At 66.1% G+C, this 25,688-nt stretch carries 21 protein-coding genes and 1 pseudogene; 15 read left to right on the plus strand and 7 right to left on the minus strand.

What is annotated here, in order from left to right; genetic code table 11:
- The first annotated feature begins 173 nt into the window (after positions 1-173).
- The 3 genes from IM733_RS22685 (at position 174) to ggt (ending at position 3,619) form a co-directional block, all read left to right on the plus strand.
- On the plus strand, positions 174-761 hold the full coding sequence (locus IM733_RS22685) for an NAD(P)H-dependent oxidoreductase (protein ID WP_248918558.1): 588 nt from the start codon (positions 174-176) through the stop codon (positions 759-761).
- Between the two features lie 174 nt (positions 762-935).
- On the plus strand, positions 936-1,832 hold the full coding sequence (locus IM733_RS22690) for a LysR family transcriptional regulator (protein WP_248918559.1): 897 nt from the start codon (positions 936-938) through the stop codon (positions 1,830-1,832).
- Positions 1,833-1,951: 119 nt separating this feature from the next.
- Positions 1,952-3,619: a gamma-glutamyltransferase gene (gene ggt, locus IM733_RS22695; protein WP_248918560.1), complete on the plus strand. Its 1,668-nt coding sequence runs from the start codon at positions 1,952-1,954 to the stop codon at positions 3,617-3,619.
- Positions 3,620-3,709: 90 nt separating this feature from the next.
- Here the strand turns inward: ggt and IM733_RS25840 are convergent, their stop codons facing one another.
- Complete coding sequence (locus IM733_RS25840) at positions 3,710-4,573, minus strand: methyl-accepting chemotaxis protein (RefSeq protein WP_432760439.1); 864 nt, start codon at positions 4,571-4,573, stop codon at positions 3,710-3,712.
- Between the two features lie 39 nt (positions 4,574-4,612).
- Positions 4,613-5,494 (minus strand): annotated as a pseudogene (locus IM733_RS25845) (methyl-accepting chemotaxis protein); the annotation flags it as partial.
- Between the two features lie 418 nt (positions 5,495-5,912).
- Here IM733_RS25845 and IM733_RS22705 point away from each other — a divergent pair.
- The gene (locus IM733_RS22705; RefSeq protein ID WP_248918562.1) at positions 5,913-7,244 is read left to right on the plus strand and encodes a DEAD/DEAH box helicase; all 1,332 of its coding nucleotides are present in this window, start codon (positions 5,913-5,915) and stop codon (positions 7,242-7,244) included.
- 84 nt (positions 7,245-7,328) lie between these two features.
- Here the strand turns inward: IM733_RS22705 and IM733_RS22710 are convergent, their stop codons facing one another.
- Both IM733_RS22710 and IM733_RS22715 read right to left on the minus strand, forming a co-directional pair.
- Positions 7,329-8,570 (minus strand): TIGR03862 family flavoprotein, encoded by a 1,242-nt coding sequence (locus IM733_RS22710; RefSeq protein ID WP_248918563.1) that lies wholly within the window; start codon positions 8,568-8,570, stop codon positions 7,329-7,331.
- 149 nt (positions 8,571-8,719) lie between these two features.
- A complete protein-coding gene (locus tag IM733_RS22715) occupies positions 8,720-9,634 on the minus strand; it encodes a histone deacetylase family protein (RefSeq protein WP_248918564.1) in 915 nt (304 codons plus the stop codon).
- 93 nt (positions 9,635-9,727) lie between these two features.
- Between IM733_RS22715 and IM733_RS22720 the strand changes: the two genes are divergently transcribed.
- Entirely contained in the window at positions 9,728-10,165 is a 438-nt protein-coding gene (locus tag IM733_RS22720; RefSeq protein WP_248918565.1) for an EamA family transporter, read from the plus strand.
- Between the two features lie 6 nt (positions 10,166-10,171).
- On the opposite strand, the gene IM733_RS22725 is transcribed toward IM733_RS22720, so the two are convergent.
- Entirely contained in the window at positions 10,172-10,858 is a 687-nt protein-coding gene (locus IM733_RS22725; RefSeq protein ID WP_248918566.1) for a histidine phosphatase family protein, read from the minus strand.
- Between the two features lie 183 nt (positions 10,859-11,041).
- On the opposite strand from IM733_RS22725, the gene IM733_RS22730 reads away from it, so the two are divergent.
- The 4 genes from IM733_RS22730 (at position 11,042) to IM733_RS22745 (ending at position 14,347) form a co-directional block, all read left to right on the plus strand.
- Entirely contained in the window at positions 11,042-11,611 is a 570-nt protein-coding gene (locus tag IM733_RS22730) for a GNAT family N-acetyltransferase (RefSeq protein ID WP_248918567.1), read from the plus strand.
- Positions 11,612-11,698: 87 nt separating this feature from the next.
- The gene (gene tesB / locus IM733_RS22735; RefSeq protein ID WP_248918568.1) at positions 11,699-12,568 is read left to right on the plus strand and encodes an acyl-CoA thioesterase II; all 870 of its coding nucleotides are present in this window, start codon (positions 11,699-11,701) and stop codon (positions 12,566-12,568) included.
- Positions 12,565-13,155 carry an HAD family hydrolase gene (locus IM733_RS22740; RefSeq protein WP_248918569.1) on the plus strand — a complete coding sequence of 197 codons (591 nt, stop codon included), beginning with the start codon at positions 12,565-12,567 and terminating at the stop codon, positions 13,153-13,155. The genes tesB and IM733_RS22740 overlap by 4 nt, the downstream gene beginning before the upstream one ends.
- A gap of 181 nt (positions 13,156-13,336) precedes the next feature.
- Entirely contained in the window at positions 13,337-14,347 is a 1,011-nt protein-coding gene (locus tag IM733_RS22745; RefSeq protein WP_248918570.1) for a zinc-dependent alcohol dehydrogenase family protein, read from the plus strand.
- 156 nt (positions 14,348-14,503) lie between these two features.
- On the opposite strand, the gene IM733_RS22750 is transcribed toward IM733_RS22745, so the two are convergent.
- Both IM733_RS22750 and IM733_RS22755 read right to left on the minus strand, forming a co-directional pair.
- A complete protein-coding gene (locus IM733_RS22750; protein ID WP_248918571.1) occupies positions 14,504-15,397 on the minus strand; it encodes a GNAT family N-acetyltransferase in 894 nt (297 codons plus the stop codon).
- Between the two features lie 118 nt (positions 15,398-15,515).
- On the minus strand, positions 15,516-16,613 hold the full coding sequence (locus tag IM733_RS22755) for a peptidase C39 family protein (RefSeq protein WP_248918572.1): 1,098 nt from the start codon (positions 16,611-16,613) through the stop codon (positions 15,516-15,518).
- Between the two features lie 92 nt (positions 16,614-16,705).
- Between IM733_RS22755 and IM733_RS22760 the strand changes: the two genes are divergently transcribed.
- From IM733_RS22760 to IM733_RS22785, 6 genes are all read left to right on the plus strand, one after another.
- Positions 16,706-18,292 carry a RimK family protein gene (locus IM733_RS22760; protein ID WP_248918573.1) on the plus strand — a complete coding sequence of 529 codons (1,587 nt, stop codon included), beginning with the start codon at positions 16,706-16,708 and terminating at the stop codon, positions 18,290-18,292.
- A 12-nt stretch (positions 18,293-18,304) separates the two neighbouring features.
- Complete coding sequence (locus IM733_RS22765) at positions 18,305-19,321, plus strand: magnesium transporter CorA family protein (RefSeq protein WP_248918574.1); 1,017 nt, start codon at positions 18,305-18,307, stop codon at positions 19,319-19,321.
- 352 nt (positions 19,322-19,673) lie between these two features.
- On the plus strand, positions 19,674-21,068 hold the full coding sequence (gabP, locus tag IM733_RS22770) for a GABA permease (protein WP_248918575.1): 1,395 nt from the start codon (positions 19,674-19,676) through the stop codon (positions 21,066-21,068).
- 326 nt (positions 21,069-21,394) lie between these two features.
- Positions 21,395-22,177, plus strand: a complete 783-nt coding sequence (locus IM733_RS22775) for an efflux RND transporter periplasmic adaptor subunit (RefSeq protein WP_248918576.1) — start codon at positions 21,395-21,397, stop codon at positions 22,175-22,177.
- Complete coding sequence (locus IM733_RS22780; RefSeq protein ID WP_248918577.1) at positions 22,174-23,490, plus strand: efflux RND transporter periplasmic adaptor subunit; 1,317 nt, start codon at positions 22,174-22,176, stop codon at positions 23,488-23,490. Before IM733_RS22775 ends, IM733_RS22780 begins: the two co-directional genes overlap by 4 nt.
- Positions 23,487-25,583, plus strand: coding sequence for an HlyD family efflux transporter periplasmic adaptor subunit (locus tag IM733_RS22785; RefSeq protein WP_248918578.1), 2,097 nt, complete (start codon positions 23,487-23,489; stop codon positions 25,581-25,583). The genes IM733_RS22780 and IM733_RS22785 overlap by 4 nt, the downstream gene beginning before the upstream one ends.
- Positions 25,584-25,688: the final 105 nt, after the last annotated feature.

The raw sequence follows: 25,688 nt of genomic DNA on the forward strand, positions 1-25,688 counted from the left end.
TGAGGGCATTCTAAGTCAACAATATGCTTATCATTCGTGACTCTTGGGCAAATGTATTTTGACCTCACGCCGCTTTTTCCTCTCTCCGTGACTGCTTAACCTGCCGCCATTCCAAATGACTCGGTCGGTAGGCTCCCCGCCTCGGATCGACACCGATACTTTCGAGGCTTGCGATGAAAAAGTTTCTCCTGCTCAACGGTGGCAAACAGTTCGCCCATTCCGACGGCCGCCTGAACCAGACCTTGCACGACGCCGCCCTGGCCCACCTGGACCGTGCCGGCTTCGATGTGAAACAGACCTTCATCGACGGCGGCTACGACGTCCAGGAAGAAGTCGAGAAATTCCTCTGGGCCGATGTGGTGATCTACCAGATGCCGGGGTGGTGGATGGGCGCGCCGTGGACCGTGAAGAAGTATGTCGACGAGGTGTTCACCGCCGGGCATGGCAGCCTGTACGCCAACGATGGCCGGACCCGTTCCGACGCCTCGCAGAAGTACGGCAGCGGTGGCCTTGTGCAGGGCAAGCAGTACCTGTTGTCGCTGACCTGGAACGCGCCGCAGCAGGCGTTCGACGACCCAAGTGATTTCTTCGAAGGCAAAGGCGTGGATGCGGTGTATTTCCCGTTCCACAAGGCCAACCAGTTCCTTGGTATGAGCGGGTTGCCGACCTTCCTGGCGGTGGATGTGATGAAGCGCCCGGACGTGCCGGCGGCGCTGGCGGCGTATGAGCAGCATCTGGACGAGGTGTTCGGCAAGGCCTGAACGCTTTGACACGACCTCTGTAGGAGCGGCTTCAGCCGCGATCACCCGCGAAGCGGGTGCCAGAACCGCGGTGCCTGCATCGCGGCTAAAGCCGCTCCTACAGGGGGCTGGGCGCTTGCATGTAAGTTGATCAACGGCTATCAATCACGGCATCTTCCCACCAGGTTCACTCGCGTGAAAACTCGCTCCGAAGAACTCCAGGTTTTCGTCGCCGTCATCGACTGCGGCTCGATCTCGGCCGCTGCCGAGCAGATCGGCCAGACGCCCTCGGCCGTCAGCCGCACCCTGTCACGGCTAGAGGACAAGCTCGGCACCACCCTGGTCAACCGCACCACCCGGCGCATGGACCTGACCGAGGAGGGGCGATTCTTCCTTGAGCGCGCACGGCAGATCCTCGAGCAGATCGACGACCTGGAAGAGCGCCTGTCGATGCACCACCAGACGCCGTCCGGGCGCTTGCGCATCAACGCCGCCGCGCCGTTCATGCTGCACGCGATCCTGCCGTGGATCGGCGAGTTCCGTCAGCAGTACCCCGGTATCGAGCTGGAACTGAACACTGATGACCTGATCATCGACTTGCTGGAGCAAAGCACCGACGTGGCCATCCGCATCGGCGAGCTGGCCGACTCCAGCCTGCACGCCCGCTCGCTGGGCTGCAGCCCGGTGCAGGTACTCGCCAGCCCCGAGTACCTGGCGCGCAATGGGACACCGCAGACGGTCGAAGAGCTCGATGATCATTGCCTGCTGGGCTTCAGCACCCTTGAATCGCTCAACCAGTGGCCACTGCGCCATGCCCAGGGCGACCGCTGGGCGGTCCGCCCGCAACTGCTCGCCTCCAGTGGCGAAACCCTGCGCCAGTTGGCCCTGGCCGGTGAAGGTATCGTCAGCCTGTCGCATTTCATGACGCACGAGGACATTCGTTCGGGGCGTCTGCAGGTGGTGCTTGGCGAATACAACAACGGTTACCGCCAGCCTATCCACGCGGTGTACTACCGCAACACGCAGTTGGCCCTGCGAATCCAGTGCTTTCTCGACTTCATCCAGAAAAAACTGGCGGCCTACGCCTGCTGAAGTTACCTGAACACGACACGGGGTATCCCCTGGCGGCGCAAGCACCCCACGGTGTTTGCTTAGTCGGAGGGCTTCGGCCTTAATGACTGATCAACAAAAACAACACCAAGGAAGTGCCCATGCGTATCGTCCTGTTCCCGCCCCTGGCCCTTGGGGCCGCCATCCTGAGCTGTTCTTCCGCTTACGCCGTCACGCTTGAAGGTGGCGCGGTGGCCGCGCCTGATCAATATGGCGCACAGGTGGCCGCCGATATTCTGAAGAAGGGCGGCAACGCCGTGGATGCCGCCGTCGCCACGGCCTTCACCCTGGCCGTCACCTATCCCGAGGCCGGCAACATCGGCGGTGGCGGTTTCATGACCTTGTTCGTCGACGGCAAGCCGTACTTCCTCGACTACCGCGAAGTGGCGCCCAAGGCCGCCACCAAGACCATGTACCTGGATGACAAGGGCGAGGTCATCGAGAACCTGAGCCTGGTCGGTGCCCGCGCCGCGGGCGTGCCGGGTACGGTGATGGGCCTGTGGGAGGCGCACCAGAAGTTCGGCAAGCTCAAGTGGAGCGAGCTGCTGACCCCGGCCATCGGTTATGCGCAGAACGGTTTCAAGATTGCCCAGAAGCAGTACCAGTACCGCGACGACGCCCAGGGCATGTTCAAGGCCGCCACCAACTTCAACGACTACTTCGGCACTATGAAAGTCGGTGAGCTGTTCAAGCAGCCGGAGCTGGCCAAGACCCTGGAGCGCATCGCCGACAAGGGTGTGAGCGAGTTCTACCAGGGCCAGACCGCCGACCTGCTGGTGGCGCAGATGCAGGCCGACAAGGGCCTGATCAGCAAAGAAGACTTGAAGGACTACAAGGCCGTGTGGCGTAACCCGATCGCCATCGACTGGCGCGGCAACGTGGTCTATACCGCGCCGCCACCTAGCTCCGGTGGCGTGGCGTTGGCCCAGCTGCTGGGCATCAAGGAGGACCGCGCGGCGGACTTCAAGGGGGTCGAGCACAACTCCGCCAAGTACATCCACCTGCTGGCCGAAATCGAGAAACGGGTGTTCGCCGACCGCGCCGACTACCTGGGCGACCCGGCTTTCACGAAAGTGCCGGTCGACCAGCTGATCGCCAAGGACTACCTGGCCAAGCGCGCCGCCCAGGTCAACCCGAGCGCCATTTCCGAGACCGACAAGGTCAAGCCGGGGCTGGAGCCGCACCAGACCACGCACTTCTCCATCGTCGACAAGCAGGGCAACGCGGTGAGCAACACCTACACCCTCAACCTCGACTACGGCAGCGGCGTGGTGGTGAAGGGCGCGGGTTTCCTGCTCAACGACGAGATGGATGACTTCAGCGCCAAGCCCGGCGCGGCCAATGCCTTTGGCGTGGTGGGCGGCGACGCCAACGCCATCGCCCCGGGCAAGCGCATGCTGTCGTCGATGAGCCCGAGCCTGGTGACCCGCGACGGCAAGGTGGTGCTGGTGGTGGGCACGCCGGGTGGTTCGCGGATCTTCACCTCGATCTTCCAGGTGATGAACAACCTGTACGACTTCGGCATGCCACTGGAGAAAGCCGTGGCGGCGCAACGGGTGCATCACCAGTTGCTGCCCAAGGATACGATCTACTTCGACAGCTATGCGCCGCTGACCGGGGCGGTGGCGGATGACCTGAAGAAGATGGGGTATGTGCTGGAGGATCAGGGCTGGGAGATGGGCGATATCCAGGCGATCCGGGTGACCGGGGAGAAGCTGGAGACCGCGTCCGACCCGCGTGGGCGCGGGGTGGGGATGATCGTCAAGTGATTCGTGTTGGCTGAGCTGACGTATTCGCCGGCAAGCCGGCCCCTACAGGGTTAACCGTAGGAGCCGGCTTGCCGGCGAACCTTTTGCGGGTCAGACGCGGAACTGGCTGACCAGCGTCTGCAGGTGACCACCCAGGCGCGCCAGCTCGACGCTGGAGGCGGCGGTCTCGTCGCTGGCCGCGGCGGTCTGCTCGGACACATCACGCACATTCAGGATGCTGCGGCTGATCTCTTCGGCCACGGCGCTCTGCTGCTCGGCGGCGGCGGCGATCTGCTGGTTCATCGACTGGATGTTCGACACCGTGCGGGTGATGCTCTCCAGCGAACCCCCGGCCTTGCGTGCCAACTCGACGCTGCTGTCGGTCAGGCTGCGGCTGCCGTTCATCACTTCGGCGACCTGCTGGGTGCCGTTCTGCAGGCTGGCGATCAGGCCCTCGATCTCTTCGGTGGACTGCTGGGTACGCTGGGCCAGGCCCCGCACTTCGTCGGCGACCACGGCGAAACCACGGCCGGCTTCACCGGCACGGGCCGCTTCGATGGCGGCGTTGAGCGCCAGCAGGTTGGTCTGCTCGGCCACCGACTTGATCACGTCCATCACGCTGCCGATCTTCTGGCTTTCCTGCTGCAGCAGGGTCATCGCTTCGGTGGAACGGTGCACTTCGTGGGCCAGGCGTTCGATCTGGCTGATCGCCTCGCTGACCACCTTGTCGCCGGTACGGGCTTCGTCGTCGGCGTTGGTCGCGGCGTGGGAGGCTTGCTCGGCGTTGCGCGCGACTTCCTGCACGGTGGCGGCCATCTCGTGCATGGCGGTGGCCACCTGGTCGGTTTCGACTTTCTGGCTGTTGGCGCCGGCGCTGGTCTGCTCGGTCACCGCCGACAGCTCTTCGGCGGCGCTGGCGATCTGGGTGACGCCGTCGCGAATGCCGGTGATCAGGTCGCGCAGGGTGGTGCCCATGCGCGCGATGCCTTCCTGCAGGGCGCCCAGCTCATCGCGGCGGGTGACACGCAGGTTCTGCGTGAGGTCGCCGCTGGCGATCTTGTTGACCACGTCCATGGTTTCGCGCAGCGGGCGGGTGATCTGGCGGGTGATGATGAAGGCCGCCAGGATGCCGACCAGCAGCGCCAGCAGGGTGGCGGTGGTCTGCAGGCTGCGGGCCTGGACGCTTTCGTCGTCGCGGCGCTCGATCTGGATCTTGTACAGCGCGTCGCTGCGCTTGACGATGTCGGCGCCCTGCACGGTCATTTCGGCACGGGCCACACCAATGGCGGCGGTGGCGTCGCGGAACTGGCGCACGGCGTCACGGTAGGCGAGCACGGCGCTCTCGAACTGCTGGATGCGCGAGGCTTCACCTGGCAGCTGGCGCTTGAGGCTATCGATTTCGGCCAGGGCGGTCTCCAGTTGGCGCACGGCGGCCTGTTCGGCTTCCGTGGTCAGGTCGGCGATGTAGCTGCGTACGTCCAGGCGCACTTGCACCAGTTGCTGCTTGGCCTTGCTGATCACCAGGTACTGGGCCAGGCGGCTGGCATCACTTTCGGCGTTGGACAGCACGGTGGCACTGATGGCCTCGATCGCCTCGTTGGCGCGGCCGGCGGCCTGGTTCATCGCATCGCGGGCGGCGAGGGTGGTCTTGTAGCCCTGACGCATCTTCTCCAGCGAAACCCGGTACTCGCTGATGCTCTGGCCCTGCTCGCGCAGCAGCTTGACGTTTTCCGGGCTCTTGAAGGAGTTGACCAGGTGCTGCTGCTGGCTGCCGAAGGCGTCGAGCTTGGCCTGGACGTTGGCCGCCGAGGCGTCGTCGCCGTTGGTCAGCATCCATTGCAGGCGCGCCACGCGCAGGTTGGTCAGGTCACTGTTGAGCTGGGTGATGTCGCTCATCCAGTTGCTGCGGTCGATAAGGCTGCCCAGGCTGTTCCAGCCGGTCAGGGCCAGCAGGCCGGTCAGTACGAGGACCAGGCCGAAGCCCAGGCCGAGTTTGAGGTTGACGCTGATGTTGGCGAACCAGCTGTTCATGCACGCTCTCCCAGAAAATGATTTCGCTCACTTGATCTCAATCGCTGGGCGTTGTTCTTGTGGGGAGCCCTGCTGATTCGTGCAGGGGTTATCGGCAAGGCGGGGCGAAGCTGAAACGCTTTTTCAGCCTATTTGTAACTGGTTGAAAACGTTTGCTTTTTGCGTGTGGCGAGGGGCTGCTGTGCAGCCCATTCGCGGGTAAACCCGCTCCTACAGGGCCTTTGGATGGCCGTGGCGCTGGGGTAAACTTGCCGCCTTCGCTGAACCCCCTGACGGTATTGCCATGAATTTCGCCAAACTCGGCCTGATCGAACCGCTGCTGCGCACCCTGCAAGCACTGGACTACACCACCCCGACCCCGGTCCAGGCCCAGGCCATTCCCGCCGTGCTCGCCGGCCGCGACCTGATGGCCGCGGCCCAGACCGGCACTGGCAAGACCGCGGGCTTCGCCCTGCCGGTGCTGCAGCGCCTGGCCCTGGAGGGCGAGAAGGTCGCCGCCAACTCGGTGCGCGCGCTGGTGCTGGTGCCCACCCGCGAGCTGGCCGAGCAGGTCCACGCCAATGTGCGTGAATATGCCGAGAACCTGCCGCTGTCCACCTACGCGGTGTATGGCGGGGTCAGCATCAACCCGCAGATGATGCGCCTGCGCCGTGGCGTCGACCTGCTGGTGGCCACCCCGGGCCGCCTGCTCGACCTGTTCCGCCAGAACGCCATCAAGTTCGGCCAGGTGCAGACCCTGGTGCTCGACGAAGCCGACCGCATGCTCGACCTGGGCTTCGCCGAGGAGCTGCAGGCGGTGTACGCAGCGCTGCCGCGCAAGCGCCAGACACTGCTGTTCTCCGCCACCTTCTCCGACCAGATCCGCCTGCTCGCGGGCCTGGCGTTGAATGACCCGCTGAGCATCGAGGTCAGCCCGCGTAACGCCGCCGCCAGCACGGTCAAGCAGTGGCTGGTGCCGGTGGACAAGAAGCGCAAGGCCGACCTGTTCTGCCACCTGCTGCGCAAGCAGCGCTGGAAGCAGGTGCTGGTGTTCGCCAAGACCCGCAACGGTGTGGACCAACTGGTCGAGCGGCTGCTCGCCGAAGGCGTCAACGCCGATGGCATCCACGGTGACCGCCCCCAGGCGACCCGTCAGCGGGCGCTGGACAGCTTCAAGGCCCGCGAGGTCCAGGTGCTGGTAGCCACCGACGTCGCCGCTCGTGGCCTGGACATCGACGACCTGCCGCTGGTGGTCAACCTCGACCTGCCGATCGTCGCCGAAGACTACGTGCACCGCATCGGCCGTACCGGTCGCGCGGGCAACAAGGGCGAGGCGATCTCGCTGGTGTGCGCTGACGAAGTGCAACTGCTGGCGTCGATCGAGACGCTGATCCGCCAGGTACTGCCGCGCCATGAAGAGCCGGACTTCATTCCCGACCACCGGGTGCCGGTGACCGATGCCAGTGGGCAGGTGCTGAAGAAGCCGAAAAAGCCCAAGAAACCGAAGGAGAACAGCGCCAAGCGTGGCCTGGGGCGCTGGATGGACAGCACCGAGTCGGGCGCATCGGCGCCGTCGGTCAAGGCGGTGCGCAAGGTGCCGAGCTTCGGCGGCAAGCCGCGCAAGCCCAAGCCTTGAGATCGGTTCGCCGGCAAGCCGGCTCCTACGGAAGATGCGCCATGCACGGTCTGTAGGAGCCGGCTTTGCCGGCGAACAGGGCCATCAAGCCTGACGCGCCAGCCAATCCGCCGCAGCCCGTCCAGCCCGTAATCCACTGGCAAAGCACGCCGTCAGCAGGTACCCCCCAGTCGGCGCCTCCCAGTCCAGCATTTCCCCCGCGCAGAACACGCCGGGCAGCTTCGCCACCATCAAGCCCTCGTCCAACCCTTCGAAGCGTACCCCGCCGGCACTGCTGATCGCCTCGTCCAGCGGCCGCGTGCGCACCAGGGTGATCGGCAGTGCCTTGATCGCCGCCGCCAACCGCTCGGTGTCGGCAAAGGTCGCCGGGTCCGTGAGTTCACGCAGCAACGCCGCCTTCACCCCATCGATCCCCAACTGACCCTGCAGATGCTTGGCCATCGACCGCGAGCCACGCGGCTTGGCCAGGGCCTGGGCGATCTTGTCCACCGGCCGGTCCGGCAGCAGGTCGAGCAGCAGCGTGCCATGCCCGTCACGGTTGATCGCTTCACGCACGGCAGCCGACCAGGCATACACCAGGCTGCCTTCCACCCCTTGCGCGGTGAGGATGAACTCGCCCTTGCGCGGCGCCAGGCCGGGCACGCTCAGGGCGATATTCTTCAGCGGCGCGCCGGCGAACTTGTCCTTGAGCAACGCACTCCAGCCTTCGACCTCGAAGCCGCAGTTGCTGGCCTGCAAGGGTGAGATATCCACACCCCGTTCACCCAGCAGGGTTGTCCACGCGCCGTCCGAACCCAGCCGCGCCCAACTGCCGCCCCCCAAGGCGAGGATAACGGCATCGGCGTGCATGGCCAGCTCGCCCTGTGGATAAGCGATCCGCAGGCTGCCATCGGCGTTCCAGCCCAGCCAGCGGTGGCGGGTGTGGATAACCACCCCGGCGTCGCGCAGGCGCTTGAGCCAGGCACGCAGCAGGGGCGCGGCTTTCATGTCGCGGGGGAACACCCGGCCCGAGGTGCCGACGAAGGTTTCGATGCCCAGGCCATGAATCCACTGGCGCAGGATATCGGCGTCGAAGTCGCGCAGCAGCGCGTCGATCGCGTCGCGGCGTTCGGCGTAGCGGCCGACGAACGCGGGGTAGGGCTCGGAATGGGTGATGTTCATGCCGCCCACGCCCGCCAGCAGGAACTTGCGGCCCACCGACGGCATGGCATCGAACACCTGCACAGCCACGCCACGCCGGGCCAGCGCCTCGGCGGCCATCAGGCCGGCGGGGCCGCCACCGATCACGGCGACTAGGGGTTGGGAGGCGGGGCGGGGATCGTTCATGGCGGGTGACAGGCTGTGGAAAAGAGCGCGCATTCTACCCCAGCAGGCCTGGATGAAACACTGCTCAAAAAATGACCAGTTTCTTGCAGGTCAGGAAGTTAAAGGGCTGGGAGGGCTTTCCCGCAGGTTATCCACAGGCGGTTCCACAGTCATTGTGAACAACCGATGACCCGCGCCGCACTGTGATGAAGGATGCCGTGACGCCGGGCCAGGGCCGCGCGGTCCTTGCTGTAGCCGCCACCGATCACCCCGACCACCGGGATATCGCGACCCAGGCAGTGGCGCAGCACCCGTTCGTCGCGGGCGGCCAGGCCTTCGTCGGTCAGTTGCAGGTAGCCCAGGGCATCGTCCTTGTGCACATCGACGCCAGCGTCGTACAGCACCAGGTCCGGCTGGTACAGCGGCAGCAGGTAGTTCAGCGCATCGTCCACCACCTTGAGGTAGGCGTCGTCGTGCATGCCCCGTGGCAGGGGAATGTCCCAGTCGCTCTGGGCCTTGCGCGCCGGGAAGTTTTGCTCGCAGTGCAGCGACACGGTGATCGCCTCGGGGGTGTCCTGGAGGATCCGCGCGGTGCCGTCGCCCTGGTGCACGTCGCAGTCGAAGATCAGCACCCGGTGCACGCGGCCGGCGGCCAGCAGGTAACGGCTGATCACCGCCAGGTCGTTGAAGATGCAGAAGCCGGCCGGGTGGTCGTAGTGGGCGTGGTGGGTGCCACCGGCCAGGTGGCAGGCGATGCCGTGCCGCAGCGCCATCTCGGCGCTGAGCAGCGAGCCGCCGACCGCGCGCACGGTGCGCCGGGCCAGGGCCTCGCTCCAGGGCAGGCCGAGGCGGCGCTGGTCTTCCCGCGACAGCTCGCCGTTCATGTAGCGCTCGATGTAGTCGCGGTCGTGGGCCAGGGCGAGGATGTCGTTGGGGCAGATCTGCGGGCGCAGCAGCGCCTGGTCGGTGGTCAGCCCGCTGTCGACCAGGTGATCGCGCAGCAGGCGGAACTTGTCCATTGGGAAGCGGTGCTCCGCTGGGAACTCGGGGCTGTAGTCATCGTGGTAGATCAGCGGCAGCGGCATGGGGGTGTCGTGGTCAGGGCCAGTGCTGATCTTGCCAGCAGTGCCGGGCGGGGCGCTATCCTGTTGCGCATCGCAATCGACAGGGGGAAGGGCATGGGTAACGGTCTGCTGTCATCCTGGACATTCTGGGCCCTCCTGTCGGCGCTGTTCGCGGCGCTGACGGCGATCTTCGCCAAGGTCGGGGTGGCCGGCATCAACGCCGACTTCGCCACCCTGCTGCGCACGGTAGTGGTGCTGGTGAGCCTGGCGCTGATCCTCTATGCCACCGGGCAGTACCAGGCGCTGGGCTCGATCTCGCCGCGCAGCTACCTGTTTCTGCTGCTCTCGGGCCTGGCCACCGGGGCGTCGTGGATCTGCTACTTCCGTGCCCTGCAACTGGGCCAGGCTTCGCAGGTGGCGCCTGTGGACAAGTTGAGCGTGGTCTTGGTGGCGGTGCTGGGCGTGACCTTGCTGGGGGAGCGGCTCGACCTGCGCCAGTGGGCCGGCATCAGCCTGATCACCCTAGGCGTGGTGATGCTGGCCTGGCGCTAGGGGCTATCAACGGCCGCTGCTGGCCAGCACTCGCTGCCAGTCGGGCGCGTTCATGCGCCCGAGGATTCGCGCCTTGCCTTCAGTGTTGACCGAGACGAACAGGGCGCTGGCATAGCCGCTCTCGCGCTCGCCACCGGGTACGTGCTGCTGGCGCTGGAAATGGTCGATACAGCCGTTGTGGGTGACCAGCACCAGATTGTGCCCCACACGCTTGCGGGCCAGGGCCTCGCTGGCGAATCTGGTGTCGCAGCGCTCCAGCCAGTCGGCGCTGTCCACCGCCTGGCCGAGGATGAAGTGCGCGGTCTGGCGTGTGCGCAGCTTGGGGCTGGTCAGCAGGTCGGCGTTGGCCAGCCCGAGTTGCTCCAGGCCCTGGCCGACGCGCCGCGCTGCCTGGCTGCCTTTGATGGTGATGCCGGAGGGGGCGTCCAGGCACGGGCCGGGGGCGCTGTCGCAGCGTTCGGCATGGCGGATCATCACGATCACCGCGCCGTCCTTCCAGTCCTGCAACAGGCCGCTGTCACTCAGTTGCTGTTCGTTGCCAAGGTCCACGATGTGCGTCCTCGTCGCCAGCCAGGTGGTCACCCCGGCCAGGGCCATGATCAGGCCAAGGGCGGCGCCCAGCACCTTGCGCGATCGGCGCTGTGCGAGACGGGGCGGGTTGGCCGGGTTGTCCAGGGTGTTGCTGGAAAGCATGCGTCGCTCCATTGGCAGTGCGGCGTCGATTGTGGCCGCTATGGTTGCCGGCATTCTGCGAAGCGTGCCGTTGGGAGGCGGTGAAGCCGATGTGAAAAAAACATCCGCTGGCCGGCGCCTGGGTGAGCGTGCGCCGACGGCCTACGCTATACACTGGCAAGCCGCGATATCGGAGCCGCCCTGATGACCCCCATCCCTGAACTGGAAAGTGCCCGGCTGGTGCTGCGCCAATGGCAGGACGACGATCTGCGCGAGTTCGCCGCCCTGTGCGCCGACCCCCAGGTGATGCGCTATTTCCCCGCGCCGATGACGCGCCTGGAAGCGGCTGCGCTGATCGGCCGGATCCGTGGCCACTTCAATGAGTACGGGTTCGGTCTGTGGGCGCTGGAGCGCAAGGACAGCGGTGCTTTCATCGGTATGACCGGGCTGCTGCACGTCAATTTCGACGCGCCGTTCGGCCCGGCGGTGGAGATCGGCTGGCGCCTGGCGCGGCGCCACTGGGGGCTGGGGTTCGCCAGCGAGGCGGCGTGGACCTGCCTGCGTTGCGCGTTCGCCCAACTGCACCTGGACGAGGTGGTGTCGTTCACCACCGAAGGCAACCTGCCGTCGCAGAAGGTCATGCAGGCCATCGGCATGCGCCACGACCCGGACGGTGCTTTCGAGCACCCGCGTCTGCCCGTGGGCCACCCGCTGCGCGCCCATGTGCTGTACCGCATCGACCGCGCGCAGTGGCAGCAGAACCTGCGCGGCTGAATACACGGGCATCGACGGGGCGAATGACAAACGCTGTATCATCTGCCGCTATAACAGCGCCGTAATGCCTTGCCAGGAGAACCTTCCATGAGCCACGTACTGGACGACCTCGTCGACCTGCTGAGCCTCGAATCGATCGAGGAAAACCTGTTCCGCGGACGTAGCCAGGACCTGGGCTTCCGCCAGCTGTACGGCGGCCAGGTACTCGGCCAGTCGCTGTCGGCGGCCAGCCAGACCGTCGAGGACGCCCGCCATGTGCATTCGCTGCACGGTTACTTCCTGCGCCCGGGCGATGCCAGCATGCCGGTGGTGTACTCGGTGGACCGTGTGCGCGACGGCGGCAGCTTCAGCACGCGGCGGGTGACGGCAATCCAGAAAGGCCAGCCGATCTTCACCTGCAGCGCTTCGTTCCAGTACGACGAAGAGGGTTTCGAGCACCAGGCCCGGATGCCCGATGTGGTGGGCCCGGAGAACCTGCCGTGCGAAGTGGAGCTGGCCCGGGCCATGGCCGACCAGTTGCCCGAGCGTATCCGCGACAAGGTGCTGTGCGCCAAGCCCATCGAGATCCGCCCGGTCACCGAGCGCGACCCGTTCAACCCCAAGCCGGGCGACCCGGTCAAGTACGCCTGGTTCCGCGCCGACGGCACGCTGCCGGACATCCCCGCGCTGCACAAGTACCTGCTGGCCTACGCCTCGGACTTCGGCCTGCTGACCACCGCGCTGCTGCCCCATGGCAAGTCGGTGTGGCAGAAGGATATGCAGATCGCCAGCCTCGATCACTCGCTGTGGTTCCACCGCGACCTGCGCGCCGACGACTGGCTGCTGTACGCCACCGACAGCCCCTGGGCCGGCAATGCCCGCGGTTTCACCCGTGGCAGCATCTTCAACCGCGCCGGGCAACTGGTGGCGTCCTCGACCCAGGAAGGCTTGATCCGCCATCGCAAGGACTGGGCATGAGCCTGGGGCAGATCCGCCACTGGGTGTTCGACATGGACGGCACCCTGACCGTGGCCGTGCACGATTTCGCAGCCATTCGCGAAGCCCTGGACATTCCGGCCGCGCACGACATCCTCACCCACCTGGCGGCGTTGCCGGCGGCGGAGGCTGCGGCCAAGCATGCCTGGCTGCTGGAACACGAGCGCGACCTGGCGATTGCCTCGAAAGCCGCAGACGGGGCGGTGGAGCTGGTGCGTGAGTTGCACGCGCGCGGTTGTCGCCTGGCGATTCTCACCCGCAATGCCCGCGAGCTGGCCCATGTCACCCTCGAAGCGATCGGCCTGGCCGACTGTTTTCCGGTGGAGCACATTCTTGGCCGGGACGAGGCCGCGCCCAAGCCGAGCCCGGACGGGTTGCTGCAGATCGCCCAGGCTTGGGACGTCGCGCCTGCGCAGATGGTGATGGTTGGCGATTACCGCTTCGACCTCGATTGCGGGCGGGCGGCGGGCACCCATACCGTGCTGGTCAACTTGCCGGACAATCCATGGCCGGCGTTGGCCGACTGGCATGCCGCGGATTGTCGGGCGCTCAGAGCATTGCTCTGCTAACCCCTTGATCCGATACGACCTCCGTAGGAGCGGCTTCAGCCGCGATCACCCGCGAAGCGGGTGCCAGACAACGCGATACCCGCATCGCGGCTAAAGCGCCTACAGAGCCGGCTTTGCCGGCGAACAGGCCCGCAAGGGCCTAAGCTGCACTGCACCCTTTTTCCAGATGGAGACCCCACCCATGAGCACCAAGGCTCTCTACGTCCTGCCCGGTGGCGGCTACGACAAGGTCCAGCTCGGCACCTGCGAGGCCGCCGCGCCCCAGGCCGGCGAAATCACCGTGCGCCTGCACGCCAGCTCCCTCAACTATCACGACTTCGCCGTGGTCAGCGGCATGTGGGGCCCGAGCGAGCGCCGCATTCCCATGGCCGATGGCGCCGGCGAAGTGATCGCGGTCGGGGCCGGTGTCAGTGAATTCAAGGTTGGCGACGCGGTGGTGAGCACCTTCTTCCCCAGTTGGCTCGACGGCCAGGCCCAGGTCGAAGGTTTTGCCAGCGTGCCGGGCGATGGTATAGACGGCTACGCCCGCGAGCAGGTAACGGCCCGTGCCACTTCGTTCACCCACGCGCCCAAGGGCTACAGCCATGCCGAGGCCGCGACCCTGACCACCGCCGGCCTCACCGCCTGGCGCGCGCTGATGAGCGACGATCACCTCAAGCCGGGCGACAGCGTGCTGGTGCAGGGCACGGGGGGCGTCTCGATCTTCGCCTTGCAGTTCGCCAAGCTGGCGGGCGCCACGGTGATCGCCACGTCGTCCAGCGACGCCAAGCTGGAGCGCCTCAAGGCGCTCGGCGCCGATCACCTGATCAACTACAAGCGCACCCCGGCCTGGGGTGAGAGCGTGCGTGAGCTGACCGACAACCGCGGCGTCGACCATGTGATCGAAGTCGGCGGCCCGGCGACGCTGGAGCAATCGATGATCGCCGCGCGCATCGGTGGGCATGTGTCGTTGATCGGTATCCTCACCGGTGTGGCGGGGCAGTTACCGCTGGTGCAGGCGCTGGTGCGCCAGATCCGTCTGCAGGGCGTGCTGGTGGGCAGCCGCGCGCAGCAGCAGGCGATGGTCCGGGCCATCGACGCCAATGGCCTGCGGCCGGTGGTGGACAAGCATTTCGAGCTGGAACAGATGGTCGAGGCGTTCAAGTACCAGGAAAGCAACAAGCATTTCGGCAAGATCTGCCTGACCTGGTGAACACTAACAGCCCCTTTGGGCTTTTCGGCGCGAAGGGATGAGGTTAGCGCGGTCGGGGTAGGCGCGGCTTCAGCCGCGATCACCCGCAGAGCGGGTGCCGGGCACGGTGTTGCCTGCATCGCGGCTGAAGTCGCTCCTACCGGGACAATGTCGCGATCAGGTGTGCGAGAGCACGGGGAAACGCATCGGCGCCTGATCGAGCGGCGTCTCTGACGCGCCCCAGACGAAGAGGGCGTCATCGTTTTCCACATCCCGCGTGGCGAAGCCGTCGTCGCGCAACGGCGTGAACCCCAGCACCACCTCCCGCGTCCCTGGCTGTACCAGTTCCGGCAGCACCTCGTGCAGGTCCACCACCCGCGCACAGAACACATCGACCAGCAGCATCCGCTCGTCTTCCTGCGCCACCACCACATACGCCTCATGCCGAGGCGAATAGCGCAACGCTGCCCGGTACGGCCCGTCGCAGTAGAACATCGTCAGTGCCACATTGGGCATCAGGCTCAAGCGAGCCTGTGGGCAACTGCCCGCCACCGCTGCCATGAAGCGCTGCAATTGCCCACCGTCGTCCAGGTCCACCGGGCTGAAACTGCTGGCGCGCCGTGCCCCGGACCATTCCAGGTAATGCTCCCGCTCGACCACCCGGCGAAAACCGAACTTTGGATAGAAGTCCAGCACGCTGCCATTGGCGAACAGGAACAACAGGTCGCAAGGTGACGCCCAGCGTTGCACCAGGCACTCCATCAGGTGGCGGCTGTAGCCCCGGCCACGGGCCTCGGGCCGGGTCATCGCCGTGCCGATCTGCGCACAGTGCAGGTACTGCCCTGCATGAATGAACGCCAGCGGGCTGACCGAGACATTGGCCAGCATCCGCCCTTGGCGTACCAGCGAGCAGGGTTGGTAATTGTCCTCCCAGAAACCCGCCAGGTACCAGGCTTCGAAATCGAAACCGTAGGTTTGCTCGGTCAAGGCGTTCAACTCGCCACGCAGGTGCGAGTCGTCGCGGTAGTGTTCGACCCGTTCGAGGTCGGGGTCGTCGAGGATGATTGCCATGGTGTCCGTTCCAGGCCGTGAAAAGGGGCAATACATTAACGCCGATGGGGAGGAAAAGCTGCAATCAACTGTGCCTCGCCGACCGCATGCCGCCCCGGTAACCCGGGGCTTTTTTCGTTTACGCCGCCGTTGCATACACCAGCACCGCCGCGCGCAGCTTACGCCCGCCGAACAGGCTCATGCGCTGGAACTCCTGGTGGCTCACCGGCAGGTGCTGGCAATCCAGGGCCTGGCGGTGGCGGCCATGGTCGATGTCGGGGTCGTGCAGGTAGACGAAATCGTCGTCGCAAGCGGTGACCAGCACCCAGTGCGGCGCCTTGCTGCCGGTCAGCCGGTAGTTGCTGATCAGCACCAGTGCCAGGCCGCCCTGCGCCAGTACCCGAGGCAGGTCGGGCGCCTGCCGGGCGATCTGCACGTCGCTGCCCTGCAACTCGGCGCAGAAGTCCTCGTGCACCAGGCGCATGACCTCTTTCTTGCCCGCCTGGCGCACACCGTCGAGAAACAGTGGCCCTTCTGTATTGAGCCTCAGCTGTACGCGAAAACCCCGTCGCCAGGCGGCCAGGGCCAGGCCGTGGGGGCTGCAGCCGCCGTGGCCGGAGGTCATGAACACGGTGGTCGCCTCGCGCCACAGGCGCAGTTCCTCGCGGCGGGTGGGCAGGCGTTGCGGCTGCAGGGCGGCCATGGCCATCAGCAGGCAGGCCGGGCCACAGGTGAAGTCGGTGGTCTGGGCGTAGTAGGGGACTGGCCGCGTCTCGCCCGTCGGGTGCTGGAGGATGCGTTTCTCGTAGCGCAGGGCACTGGCGTGGTCCTCGTAGTAGTCGTCCACCTGGGCGAAGCGCCGGTAGCCATGGCGCTCGTACAGGGCAATGGCGGTGGGGTTGTCGGTGCGCACTTCGAGGCGCAGGTAGGCGCGCTCGTGGTCCAGGGCGCAACGTTCGGCCTGTTCCAGCAGGCGCGCGCCAAGCCCCTGGCCGCGAGCCTGTTCGGCGATGGCGATGGAGTACAGGCGCGCCAGTGACGTACCGCGATGGAACAGCAGTAACGCATAGCCCATCAGTTGGCCATCGCGCTGCGCCACCAGCAGGCTGGCGTTGGCGTGGGAGAGCATCCAGCGGAAGCTGCGCGGGGTAAGCCGGTCCAGTGCGAAACACTGGTTTTCCAGTGCCAGCAGGGCCGGCAGGTCGTCGACAGTTGCCAGGCGAAATTCGATCTGCATAGGGCCGCCGTAAAAGTTGCGTAATGAAACGGGACATTCGAAAAACTTCGTGCTTAATAGAAACCGTGTCTACCCAACACAGGGCTTCCAACATGTCTTCGTTTCAGGAACCTTTACCGGCATGGCCCGGGGAAAGTTCAAACTCAAGTGCAACTGGCGTTATTTATCCACTGCAGCTGGACAACAAGTCAAGTCAGTTGGTGATCATTGTGGAGCGGCGTGATGACTGGTCTTCGTACCTACAAAGCGAAGATGTCGTGACGGCCCAGGAATATCTGGAGCAGCCCCGCGAGAGCGACAGCGGCAAGCGCGTCCAAGTTATAAACTTATGTCGTAATTATAAATATCTAGGCCATGGTTATTATTGTTCGTTGTTGGCCGAGGCGCGCGGTCATAAAGTCATTCCCTCGGTCAGAAGTATCAGCGAGTTGACCCGCAAGTCGTTATACGGATTGGCCCTCGACGACATGGCGCGCAGCTTGGAAAGCGCCTTGGCCAATCACCCCTACGGCGAAACCGAAGGCTTCACCCTGACCCTGTATTTCGGCCGTACCGATCTGGAACCGCTGCAGGACATTGCCCGCCAGCTGTTCGAAAGTTTCCCTTGTCCGATCCTGCTGGTCGAATTTCGCAAGACCAGCACCTGGCATATCGCCGGGGTCAAGGCCGGCGCGCTGCACAAACTGCGCGAAGACCAGCAGGATCAGTTCGCCAACGCCCTCGATGGCTTCAGCCGCAGGCTCTGGCGTCAGCCGCGTTCGCGCCGGGTGGCGCGCTACGACCTGGCGATCCTCCACGACCCCGACGAAGCACTGCCGCCGTCCAACCCCAAGGCGCTGGAGCAGTTCATTCGCGCCGGGCATCAGTTGGGCGTCGACGTCGAGCTGATCGGCAAGAAGGACTACGCCCGCCTGGCCGAATACGACGCCCTGCTGATCCGCGAGACCACCAGCGTCGACAACCACACCTACCGCTTCGCCAAGAAGGCCGAGAGCGAAGGGCTGGTGGTGATGGACGACCCGGCGTCGATCCTGCGCTGCACCAACAAGGTCTACCTGACCGACCTGTTGCGCAGCCATCGCCTGGCCATGCCGGCCAGCGAGATCCTCTACCGCGACAACCCCCAGGCGCTGGAAGGCATCGGTGACCGGCTGGGCTTTCCGCTGGTGCTGAAGATCCCCGATGGCTGTTTCTCCCGGGGCGTGATCAAGGTGAAGGACCACGCCGAACTGCAGGCCGCCACCGCCGAACTGTTCGAGCACTCGGTGCTGCTGCTGGCCCAGGAGTACCTCTACACCGAATACGACTGGCGCATTGGTGTGCTCAACCGCAAGCCGATCTTCGCCTGCCAGTACTTCATGTCCAAGGGCCACTGGCAGATCTTCAACCACCAGGCCCAGCGCGACGAAGTCAACGGCGAGTGCCGCACCCTGGCCGTGCACGAGGCGCCGCGGGCGGTGGTGGAGTTGGCGGTGAAGGCCGCCAACCTGATCGGCGATGGCCTGTACGGCGTCGACCTCAAGCAGGTTGGCGACCGGGTGGTGGTGATCGAGGTCAACGACAACCCCAACCTCGACGCCGGCATCGAAGACGCCTACCTGCACGACGACCTCTACACCCTGGTGCTGGAGGAATTCATCCGCCGCCTGGAGCAGAAGCGCCGGGGGCAAGCCTGGTAACGAGGTGCTGGCATGATCGAAAGCTACAGCTTGGCCCACGGCCAGTTGCGCAAGCGCGAAGGGCTCGATTGCGAGGTGCTGTTGTTCGTTGAGCCAGACAGTGCCGAGCGCGAACTGCTGCAGGCCTGGTTCCACCTGGACGCCCATGCCCTGGCTTCGGCACTGGACCCGGACGAAGTGTCGCGCCTGGAGCTGCACCGCGATGGCCTGTTCCTGATCTGGAAGCGCCCGGAGAGCTACACCGGTGGCGACAGTTTCGCCTTTCAGGTGTCGTCGTTCGGCATGCTGATGGTCGACGGCCACCTGGTGCTGATCGCCCCGGATGATTCATTGCTCGACGGCCTCGGGCAACGCCACGCGCTGCACGAGCCGATGGACGTGCTGCTGGCCATCCTGCTGGACAACCTGCACCACTACCTGGGGCACCTGAAGGTGATCAAGATGGTCGCCCGCGAACTGCAGCAGCGTTTCGAGCAGTCGCTGGAAAACCACCACCTGATGCAGATGTTCAACCTCAGCGAGAGCCTGATCCACTACATCAATGCCATCCACAGCAATGGCGCGGTGCTCTCGCGCTTGCGCGCCCACGGCGAGAAGCGCCACTTCAACCCCGAGGTGCTGGCGCTGATCGACGACCTGGTGATCGAGAACAACCAGTGCCACAAGCAGGCCGAGATCTACTCGACGGTGTTCGCCGGCTTGATGGACGCGCGCGGCAACCTGGCCAACAACGCGATGAACGAGACCCTGCGCAAGCTCACCCTGATCAACGTGGTGTTCCTGCCGCTGAACCTGATTGCCAGCATCGGGGGCATGTCCGAGTTCAGCATGATGACCGCAGGCGTGCCCTGGTGGCTGGCCTACACGTTGCTGGTGCTGGCGATGATGGTGCTCGGGGTGCTGATGGTGCTGGCGCTCAAGCGCCTGGCCCGAGGGCGCGGTCAGGTTGCGCCAGCTGCCACCCATAGATGCCCGCCTGTGCGGCCCGCGCCTTCCTACCCAGGCATCGCCAATTGGAGAACCCCATGAGCAACCTACAGATCGGCCTGATGATCGTCTCCGTGATCCTCACGTTCGCGGTGGTGAACTTCTATTGGGATTACCGCCGTGACCGAGATTGACGCTCCCAGGCATGCCGAGGGGCTTGACTGACGCGGATAGGCACGTGGTGTCGTGATCGAACCGTTGTCTGACGTTTTCGAGCATTTTGCTCGCGCCGCGCCCGGCTTAAAGTGAAGCCCGCATCTTCACGGTGCGTTGCCCCGGGCGCGTGAGAAGGCCGTAACAGAGCGTGCGCAACGTACTCCACCGTTCATCGAGGAGCCCCTTTCGCCCCGCCTGCCCGTCCCTTCCATGTGTCAGCAAAAAGAGAACAACACCAATGAACACCGTGGGATCCGATGGCAACCTTGCCCAAGGTTTCAAGCCGCGTCACGTCACCATGCTGTCCATCGCCGGCATCATCGGCGCCGGGCTCTTTGTCGGTTCCGGGCACGCCATCGCGGCGGCCGGGCCAGCCACCATCATCTCCTACTTCGTGGCCGGCACCCTGGTGGTGCTGGTCATGCGCATGCTCGGCGAAATGGCCGTGGCGCACCCCGACACCGGTTCGTTCTCCACCTACGCCGAGCAAGCCATCGGCCGCTGGGCCGGCTACACCATCGGTTGGCTGTACTGGTGGTTCTGGGTACTGGTGATCCCCATCGAGGCGCTGGCCGCAGGGCACGTGCTCAACGCCTGGTTCCCCCAGGTGGACAGCTGGATCTTCGCCCTGGCCTCGGTGCTGCTGCTGGCCTGCACCAACCTGTTCAGCGTGGCCAAGTACGGTGAGTTCGAGTTCTGGTTCGCCATCCTCAAGGTCACTGCGATTCTCGGGTTCATTGGCCTGGGCTTCGCCGCGCTGCTGGGCTGGCTGCCCAACCGCGAGGTCAGCGGCCTGAGCACGCTGATGGCCGAGCAGGGCGGCTTCGCCCCCAAAGGCTGGTCGGCGGTGGTGGGGGCGTTCATCACCGTGATGTTCAGCTTCATCGGCACCGAGGCGGTGACCATCGCCGCTTCCGAGTCCAGCGACCCGTCGCGCAACATCGCCAAGGCCACCCGTTCGGTGATCTGGCGCATCAGCACCTTCTACATCCTGTCGATCTTCGTGATCATCTCGGTGGTGCCGTGGAACGACCCGCAGTTGGCGGTGGTGGGCTCGTACCAGCGCGCGCTGGAGATCATGAACATCCCCAACGCCGCGCTGATGGTCGATTTCGTGGTGCTGATCGCGGTGACCAGCTGCATGAACTCGTCGATCTACATCGCCTCGCGGATGATGTACTCGTTGGCCAAGCGCGGTGACGCCCCCGCGCTGCTGAACAAGACGTCGAAGGTCGGCGTGCCGCGCGCGGCGGTGTTCGGCAGCACCTTGATCGGCGCGGGCATCGCCATCCTCAACTACTTCGCGCCCAAGGGGGTGTTCGAGTTCCTGCTGGCCAGCTCCGGGGCCATCGCCTTGCTGGTGTACCTGGTGATCGCCATCTCGCAACTGCGCATGCGTGCGAGGCTGGAGCGGGAGAACGCCAACCTGAAGTTCCGCATGTGGCTGTTCCCCTGGCTGACCTGGGCGGTGATCGTGTTCATCAGCGGCGCGTTGGCGGTGATGCTGTTCACCCCGGAGCACCGGGCCGAGGTGACCGCGACGCTGAGCCTGGCGATCGTCATCTCGTTCCTGGGCATCGTCACCACCCGGGGCCAGGCGCGTCGGGCGGTGGGGGCACGGTCGCTGGGGTGAGCACTCTGAGGTGTTTGGTTGAAGCGTTGCAGCGCCCATGAGATCGAGCGCCGCCCGCGCGGCGCATCGCGGATAAATCCGCTCCTACGTTCGTTGCAACGTGCCTATGCCTGACAGGCCATGGTTGTCCGCCTTGTTCGCGATCTATTGATTGACGCTGCCGCCCTGTAGGAGCGGATTCATCCGCGAGCGGCGCTCGATCCCAAGAGCGCCACAAGGCTTTCGCCTACCCCAGACTGCCCCCCGGATCTTCATTCGCGTGATATATCCGTGCCATCATTTTTTGCCTTACACTCCCGCCACTAGCTCGCAAGGGAGTGCGCAACATGCTTCGCGGTTTCTGTCTGGCTTTGACCCTGGGTCTGTTGCACCTGCCGCTGGCGCTGGCCGGCGAAGCGCCCGCCGACCCCTTGCTCGACGCCCCCGCCACAAATATCGCCAGCAGCGGGCAGAACCCCCGTGGCGTGCTGCGTGCCCGCGACCAGGCGGTGCTGTCCAGTGAACTGGCCGGGCGCATCGTCGAGATGCCCTATGCCGACGGCCAGGACTTCAAGCAGGGCAGCACCCTGGCGCGCTTCGACTGCAGTGCCTATCAAGCCCAGCTCAACGCCGCCCAGGCCGCTGTGCGCGCCGCCAGTGAAGAACTCAGACACAACCGCCAGCTGGCCGCGCTGAAGTCGGTCGGCCAGTTCGAAGTGTCGCTGGCCGAGGCCAAGCAGGCCCAGGCCCAGGCCGAAGCCCAGGTGTACCAGGTGCAGATCAAGCGCTGCGTGGTCAGCGCACCGTTCGACGGGCGGGTGGTGCAACGCCGGGCCCAGCCCCATGAAAGCGTGCCCAGCGGCTCGCCGTTGATCGAGGTGGTGGACAACCGCTCGCTGGAAATCCACCTGCTGGTGCCTTCACGCTGGCTGGGGCGGCTCAAGCCCGGCCAGCCGTTCGAGTTCGTCCCCGATGAAACCGGCAAGCCGTTGCAGGCCCAGGTCAAGCGCGTGGGCGCGCGGATCGACGAGGGCAGCCAGACCCTGCAACTGATCGGCGAGCTGCCCCGCGATAGCCAGGGGTTGCTGGCCGGCATGAGCGGCACCGCCCACTTCCCGGAACAGCCATGACCGTCGCGGCGGGCGTGGCCGAGCACGCCTTCGCATTGTTCCTCGGTTTGCAGCGCCAGGCCCGGCAGGCCGCGAGCAGCGAGCAACTGGCCTATGCCATGGTCAACGATGGCCAGGCGCTGTTCGGTTTTCGCCATGCCGCCTTGCTGATTGCCGGCAAGGTCCAGGCACTGACCGGCATCAGCGTGGTGGAACCCCATGCGCCGTTCGTGGCGTTCGTCGAACGCGCCGCCCACACCCTGCAGGCCGCTGGCGTGGCGGGCCAGCCCGCTGTCGTCGACCCCGCTCGGCTGGATGCCCAGGCCGTGGCCGACTGGCAGTCGCTGTCGGCCGCCCATGCCTACTGGCTGCCACTGCTGGATCGCCAGGGTGAGATGTTCGGCGGCCTGTGGCTGGCCCGTGATCAAGCGTTCAACCCAGCCGAGCAAGCCCTGCTGAATCACCTGGGGGACACCTACGCCCACGCCTGGCTGGCCTTGCGCCCGGCTCGGCCCTGGCGCGTGCGCTGGCCAAGGCGGCGTTTGCTGGCGGTGGTGGGGGCGTTGCTGCTGGTGTTGCTGGTGCCGGTGCGCCAATCGGTGCTGGCACCGGCCGAAGTCGTGCCGCGGGCGGGGCGTGTGGTCGCCGCGCCGCTGGACGGGGTGATCGCCGAGTTCCTGGTCAAACCCAACCAGACCGTCGCCATGGGTGATGTGCTGGTGCGCTTCGATGCCACCACGCTCAAGGCCCAGGCCGATGTCGCCGAGCGCGCCCTCGGGGTGGCCGAGGCCGAGCTCAAGGCCAGCACGCAACGGGCCTTCAGCGATGCCGAATCCAATGCCCGGCTCGACTTGCTCGCTGCCCGCGTGGAGCAGAAACGCGCCGAGCTCGATTACGCCCGCCAACTGCTCGGGCGCAGCGAGATCCGTGCCGAACGTGCCGGGATTGCCGTGTTCGCCGATGCCGAGCGCTGGATGGGCAAGCCGGTGCAAACCGGCGAGCGCCTGATGCAACTGGCCGACCCGCAGCTGGCCGAGTTGCGCATGGAGCTGCCGGTGGGCGACGCCATCGCCTTGCAGCCTGGCGCCGAAGTGGCGCTGTTCCTCGACAGCGACCCGCTGCACCGCCACGCGGCGCGCCTGGAGCGCGCCGCCTACGAGGCCCAGGCCACCGCGGCCGGGCAGTTGGCCTACCGCCTCGATGCCGGTTTCGAAGACGCGCCGCCGCGCATCGGTTTGCGCGGCACCGCCAAGCTGTACGGCGAGCGCGCGCCGCTGGTCTATTACCTGCTGCGCCGGCCGTTGGCGGCGTTGCGCCAGGGGCTTGGACTGTGAGCCTGCCGCCGCTGCGGGCCGACTTGCAGCTGTCGGCGGCGGCGCCCGGCCACGACGGCGCGCCACAATGGACCCTGGCCGACCCGCTGCGGGGGCGTTATTTCAAGCTGGGTGGCGCTGCCGTGCGGCTGTTGCAGCACTGGCGCCTGGGCGACCCGCAACGGGTGCTGGCCGCCGCCAACGCCGAGCCCGGCCAGGCAGTCGATGGGCAGGCGCTGGAAGAGTTGCTGTCGTTCCTCGGCCAGCATGACCTGATCAGCGCCGAGGACGCCCGCCAGCGCGACAGCTACGCGACCAAGGCCGCCGCCACCCGGCAGAGCCTGTGGACGCGCGTGCTGCACCAGTACCTGTTCTTTCGTATTCCGCTGTGGCGCCCGGACGCCTTCCTCAACCGTACCTGGCCGCTGCTCGAGCGCCATGGCGGCTGGCTGCTGCGCATCGCCCTGCCGCTGGTGCTGGCGTTGGGCGTGTTCCTGGTGATGCGCGACTGGTCGCGCTTCATCGCCACCTTTCCGCACCTGTTCAGCCTGGGCGGCATTCTTGCCTTCGGCGTGGCGCTGGGGTTCGCCAAGCTGTGCCACGAGTTCGGCCATGCCTTCATGGCCAAGCGTGCCGGCTGCCGGGTGCAGAGCATGGGCCTGGCGTTCATGGTGCTGCTGCCGATGTTCTACACCGATGTCAGCGATGCCTGGCGAGTTCGTGACCGGCGTTCGCGGCTGCTGATCGACGCCGGTGGGGTATTCGCCGAACTGGTGCTGGCGGTGCTGGCGCTGCTGGCCTGGTCGCTGCTGCCTGATGGCCCGGCGCGCACGGCGGCGTTCATGCTGGCCAGCGCCACCTGGATCACCACGCTGCTGGTCAACCTCAACCCCTTCATGCGCTTCGACGGCTACTTCCTGGTCAGCGACCTGTGGGGCGTGGAGAACCTGCAGCAGCGCGCCTTCGCCCTGTGCCGCTGGCGCCTGCGCGAAGCGTTGTTCGGCTATGGCGAACCCGCCCCGCAAGCCTGGCCAGCCGTCATGCGCCGCCGCCTGTTGGTGTGGGGCTACGGCGCCTGGTTATGGCGCGCGGTGCTGTTCTTCGGTATCGCCCTGGCGGTGTATCACCTGTTCTTCAAGGTGCTGGGCATCTTCCTGATGCTGGTGGAGCTGGTGTGGTTCATTGGGTTGCCGGTGTGGAAGGAGTTGCAGCAGTGGTGGCTGCGCCGTGGCCAGGCGGCGCCGGGCAAGACCTTGCGGGTCGCAGGCGGGCTGGCGCTGCTGCTGGCTGTGCTGGTGGTGCCCTGGCGCGGCGCGGTGGACGTGCCGGCGATGCTCGAGGCGTCGCGTGTCAGCGCCTTGCACGCGCCGGTGGCGGCACGGGTGAAAAGCCTGCTGGTGGGCGAGGGGCAGCGGGTTGGCCAGGGTACGCTGCTGCTGGAACTGGAGTCGCCCGACCTGGCATCGCGCCAGTCCATCGTGCGTCGCGAGATCGACATCTTGCAGTTGCTGTTGCGCCGCCAGGCCGGGCGCAGCGAGACCGCAGGCGATGCCGGCGTGCTCGAACAGCAGCTGGCCGAAGCCGTGGCCGAATACCGTGGCTTGGCGGCCCAGCGTGAACGCCTGCAACTGCGTGCGCCGCGCAACGGGGTATTGCGTGACCTGCCGCCCGACCTTGTGCCCGGCCAGTGGGTCAGCCCGGCCCAGACCCTGGGGCGGATCGTCGAGCCGGGCGTGCGCCTGCGGGGTTATCTGGCCGAGGCCGACGTGTGGCGGGTGGCGGCCGGCAGTGAAGGGCGTTTTATCGCCGATGACCCGGCGCGGCCGGCAGTGCCGGTACGGGTGGAGCAGGTGGACGCCACTGGGGTGGCGGTACTGGAGCTGGAGGCGCTGGCCTCCGACCGTCATGGGCCAGTGGCCGTGCGGCGTGATGGCCAGCAGCGCGCGGAGCCGGTGCAGGCCCAGTACGGTGTGCGCTTGAGCCCGTTGGCCGAGGTGCCTGATGTGGGCCAGCCGGTGCGTGGGGTGGTGGTGCTCGCGGGCGCCCGGGAGTCGCTGCTGGGGGCCGCCTGGCGGCGGTTGGCGGCGCTGGGGGTGCGTGAGAGTGGTTTTTAGGGGCTCGCTGCTGGTGGCACAGAGCGCCGCTTGTGCGGCGCTCGATCTCCAGTGCGGCGCAAGGCTATCGCCCTGCGCCTGGTAGCCAACACACGATGAAAAGGC

Source organism: Pseudomonas entomophila (assembly GCF_023277925.1).
In the GTDB taxonomy this organism is placed as follows: Bacteria; Pseudomonadota; Gammaproteobacteria; order Pseudomonadales; family Pseudomonadaceae; genus Aquipseudomonas; species Aquipseudomonas entomophila_D.

What these genes read in the sequence shown, in the direction of transcription:
- IM733_RS22685 (WP_248918558.1), top strand. Translation starts at nt 174, where the DNA reads ATGAAAAAGTTTCTCCTGCTCAACGGTGGCAAACAGTTCGCCCATTCC.
- ggt (WP_248918560.1), top strand. Translation starts at nt 1,952, where the DNA reads ATGCGTATCGTCCTGTTCCCGCCCCTGGCCCTTGGGGCCGCCATCCTG.
- IM733_RS25840 (WP_432760439.1), bottom strand. Translation starts at nt 4,573, where the DNA reads ATGGGCACCACCCTGCGCGACCTGATCACCGGCATTCGCGACGGCGTC.
- IM733_RS22705 (WP_248918562.1), top strand. Translation starts at nt 5,913, where the DNA reads ATGAATTTCGCCAAACTCGGCCTGATCGAACCGCTGCTGCGCACCCTG.
- IM733_RS22710 (WP_248918563.1), bottom strand. Translation starts at nt 8,570, where the DNA reads ATGAACGATCCCCGCCCCGCCTCCCAACCCCTAGTCGCCGTGATCGGT.
- IM733_RS22715 (WP_248918564.1), bottom strand. Translation starts at nt 9,634, where the DNA reads ATGCCGCTGCCGCTGATCTACCACGATGACTACAGCCCCGAGTTCCCA.
- IM733_RS22720 (WP_248918565.1), top strand. Translation starts at nt 9,728, where the DNA reads ATGGGTAACGGTCTGCTGTCATCCTGGACATTCTGGGCCCTCCTGTCG.
- IM733_RS22725 (WP_248918566.1), bottom strand. Translation starts at nt 10,858, where the DNA reads ATGCTTTCCAGCAACACCCTGGACAACCCGGCCAACCCGCCCCGTCTC.
- IM733_RS22730 (WP_248918567.1), top strand. Translation starts at nt 11,042, where the DNA reads ATGACCCCCATCCCTGAACTGGAAAGTGCCCGGCTGGTGCTGCGCCAA.
- tesB (WP_248918568.1), top strand. Translation starts at nt 11,699, where the DNA reads ATGAGCCACGTACTGGACGACCTCGTCGACCTGCTGAGCCTCGAATCG.
- IM733_RS22740 (WP_248918569.1), top strand. Translation starts at nt 12,565, where the DNA reads ATGAGCCTGGGGCAGATCCGCCACTGGGTGTTCGACATGGACGGCACC.
- IM733_RS22745 (WP_248918570.1), top strand. Translation starts at nt 13,337, where the DNA reads ATGAGCACCAAGGCTCTCTACGTCCTGCCCGGTGGCGGCTACGACAAG.
- IM733_RS22750 (WP_248918571.1), bottom strand. Translation starts at nt 15,397, where the DNA reads ATGGCAATCATCCTCGACGACCCCGACCTCGAACGGGTCGAACACTAC.
- IM733_RS22755 (WP_248918572.1), bottom strand. Translation starts at nt 16,613, where the DNA reads ATGCAGATCGAATTTCGCCTGGCAACTGTCGACGACCTGCCGGCCCTG.
- IM733_RS22760 (WP_248918573.1), top strand. Translation starts at nt 16,706, where the DNA reads ATGTCTTCGTTTCAGGAACCTTTACCGGCATGGCCCGGGGAAAGTTCA.
- IM733_RS22765 (WP_248918574.1), top strand. Translation starts at nt 18,305, where the DNA reads ATGATCGAAAGCTACAGCTTGGCCCACGGCCAGTTGCGCAAGCGCGAA.
- gabP (WP_248918575.1), top strand. Translation starts at nt 19,674, where the DNA reads ATGAACACCGTGGGATCCGATGGCAACCTTGCCCAAGGTTTCAAGCCG.
- IM733_RS22775 (WP_248918576.1), top strand. Translation starts at nt 21,395, where the DNA reads ATGCTTCGCGGTTTCTGTCTGGCTTTGACCCTGGGTCTGTTGCACCTG.
- IM733_RS22780 (WP_248918577.1), top strand. Translation starts at nt 22,174, where the DNA reads ATGACCGTCGCGGCGGGCGTGGCCGAGCACGCCTTCGCATTGTTCCTC.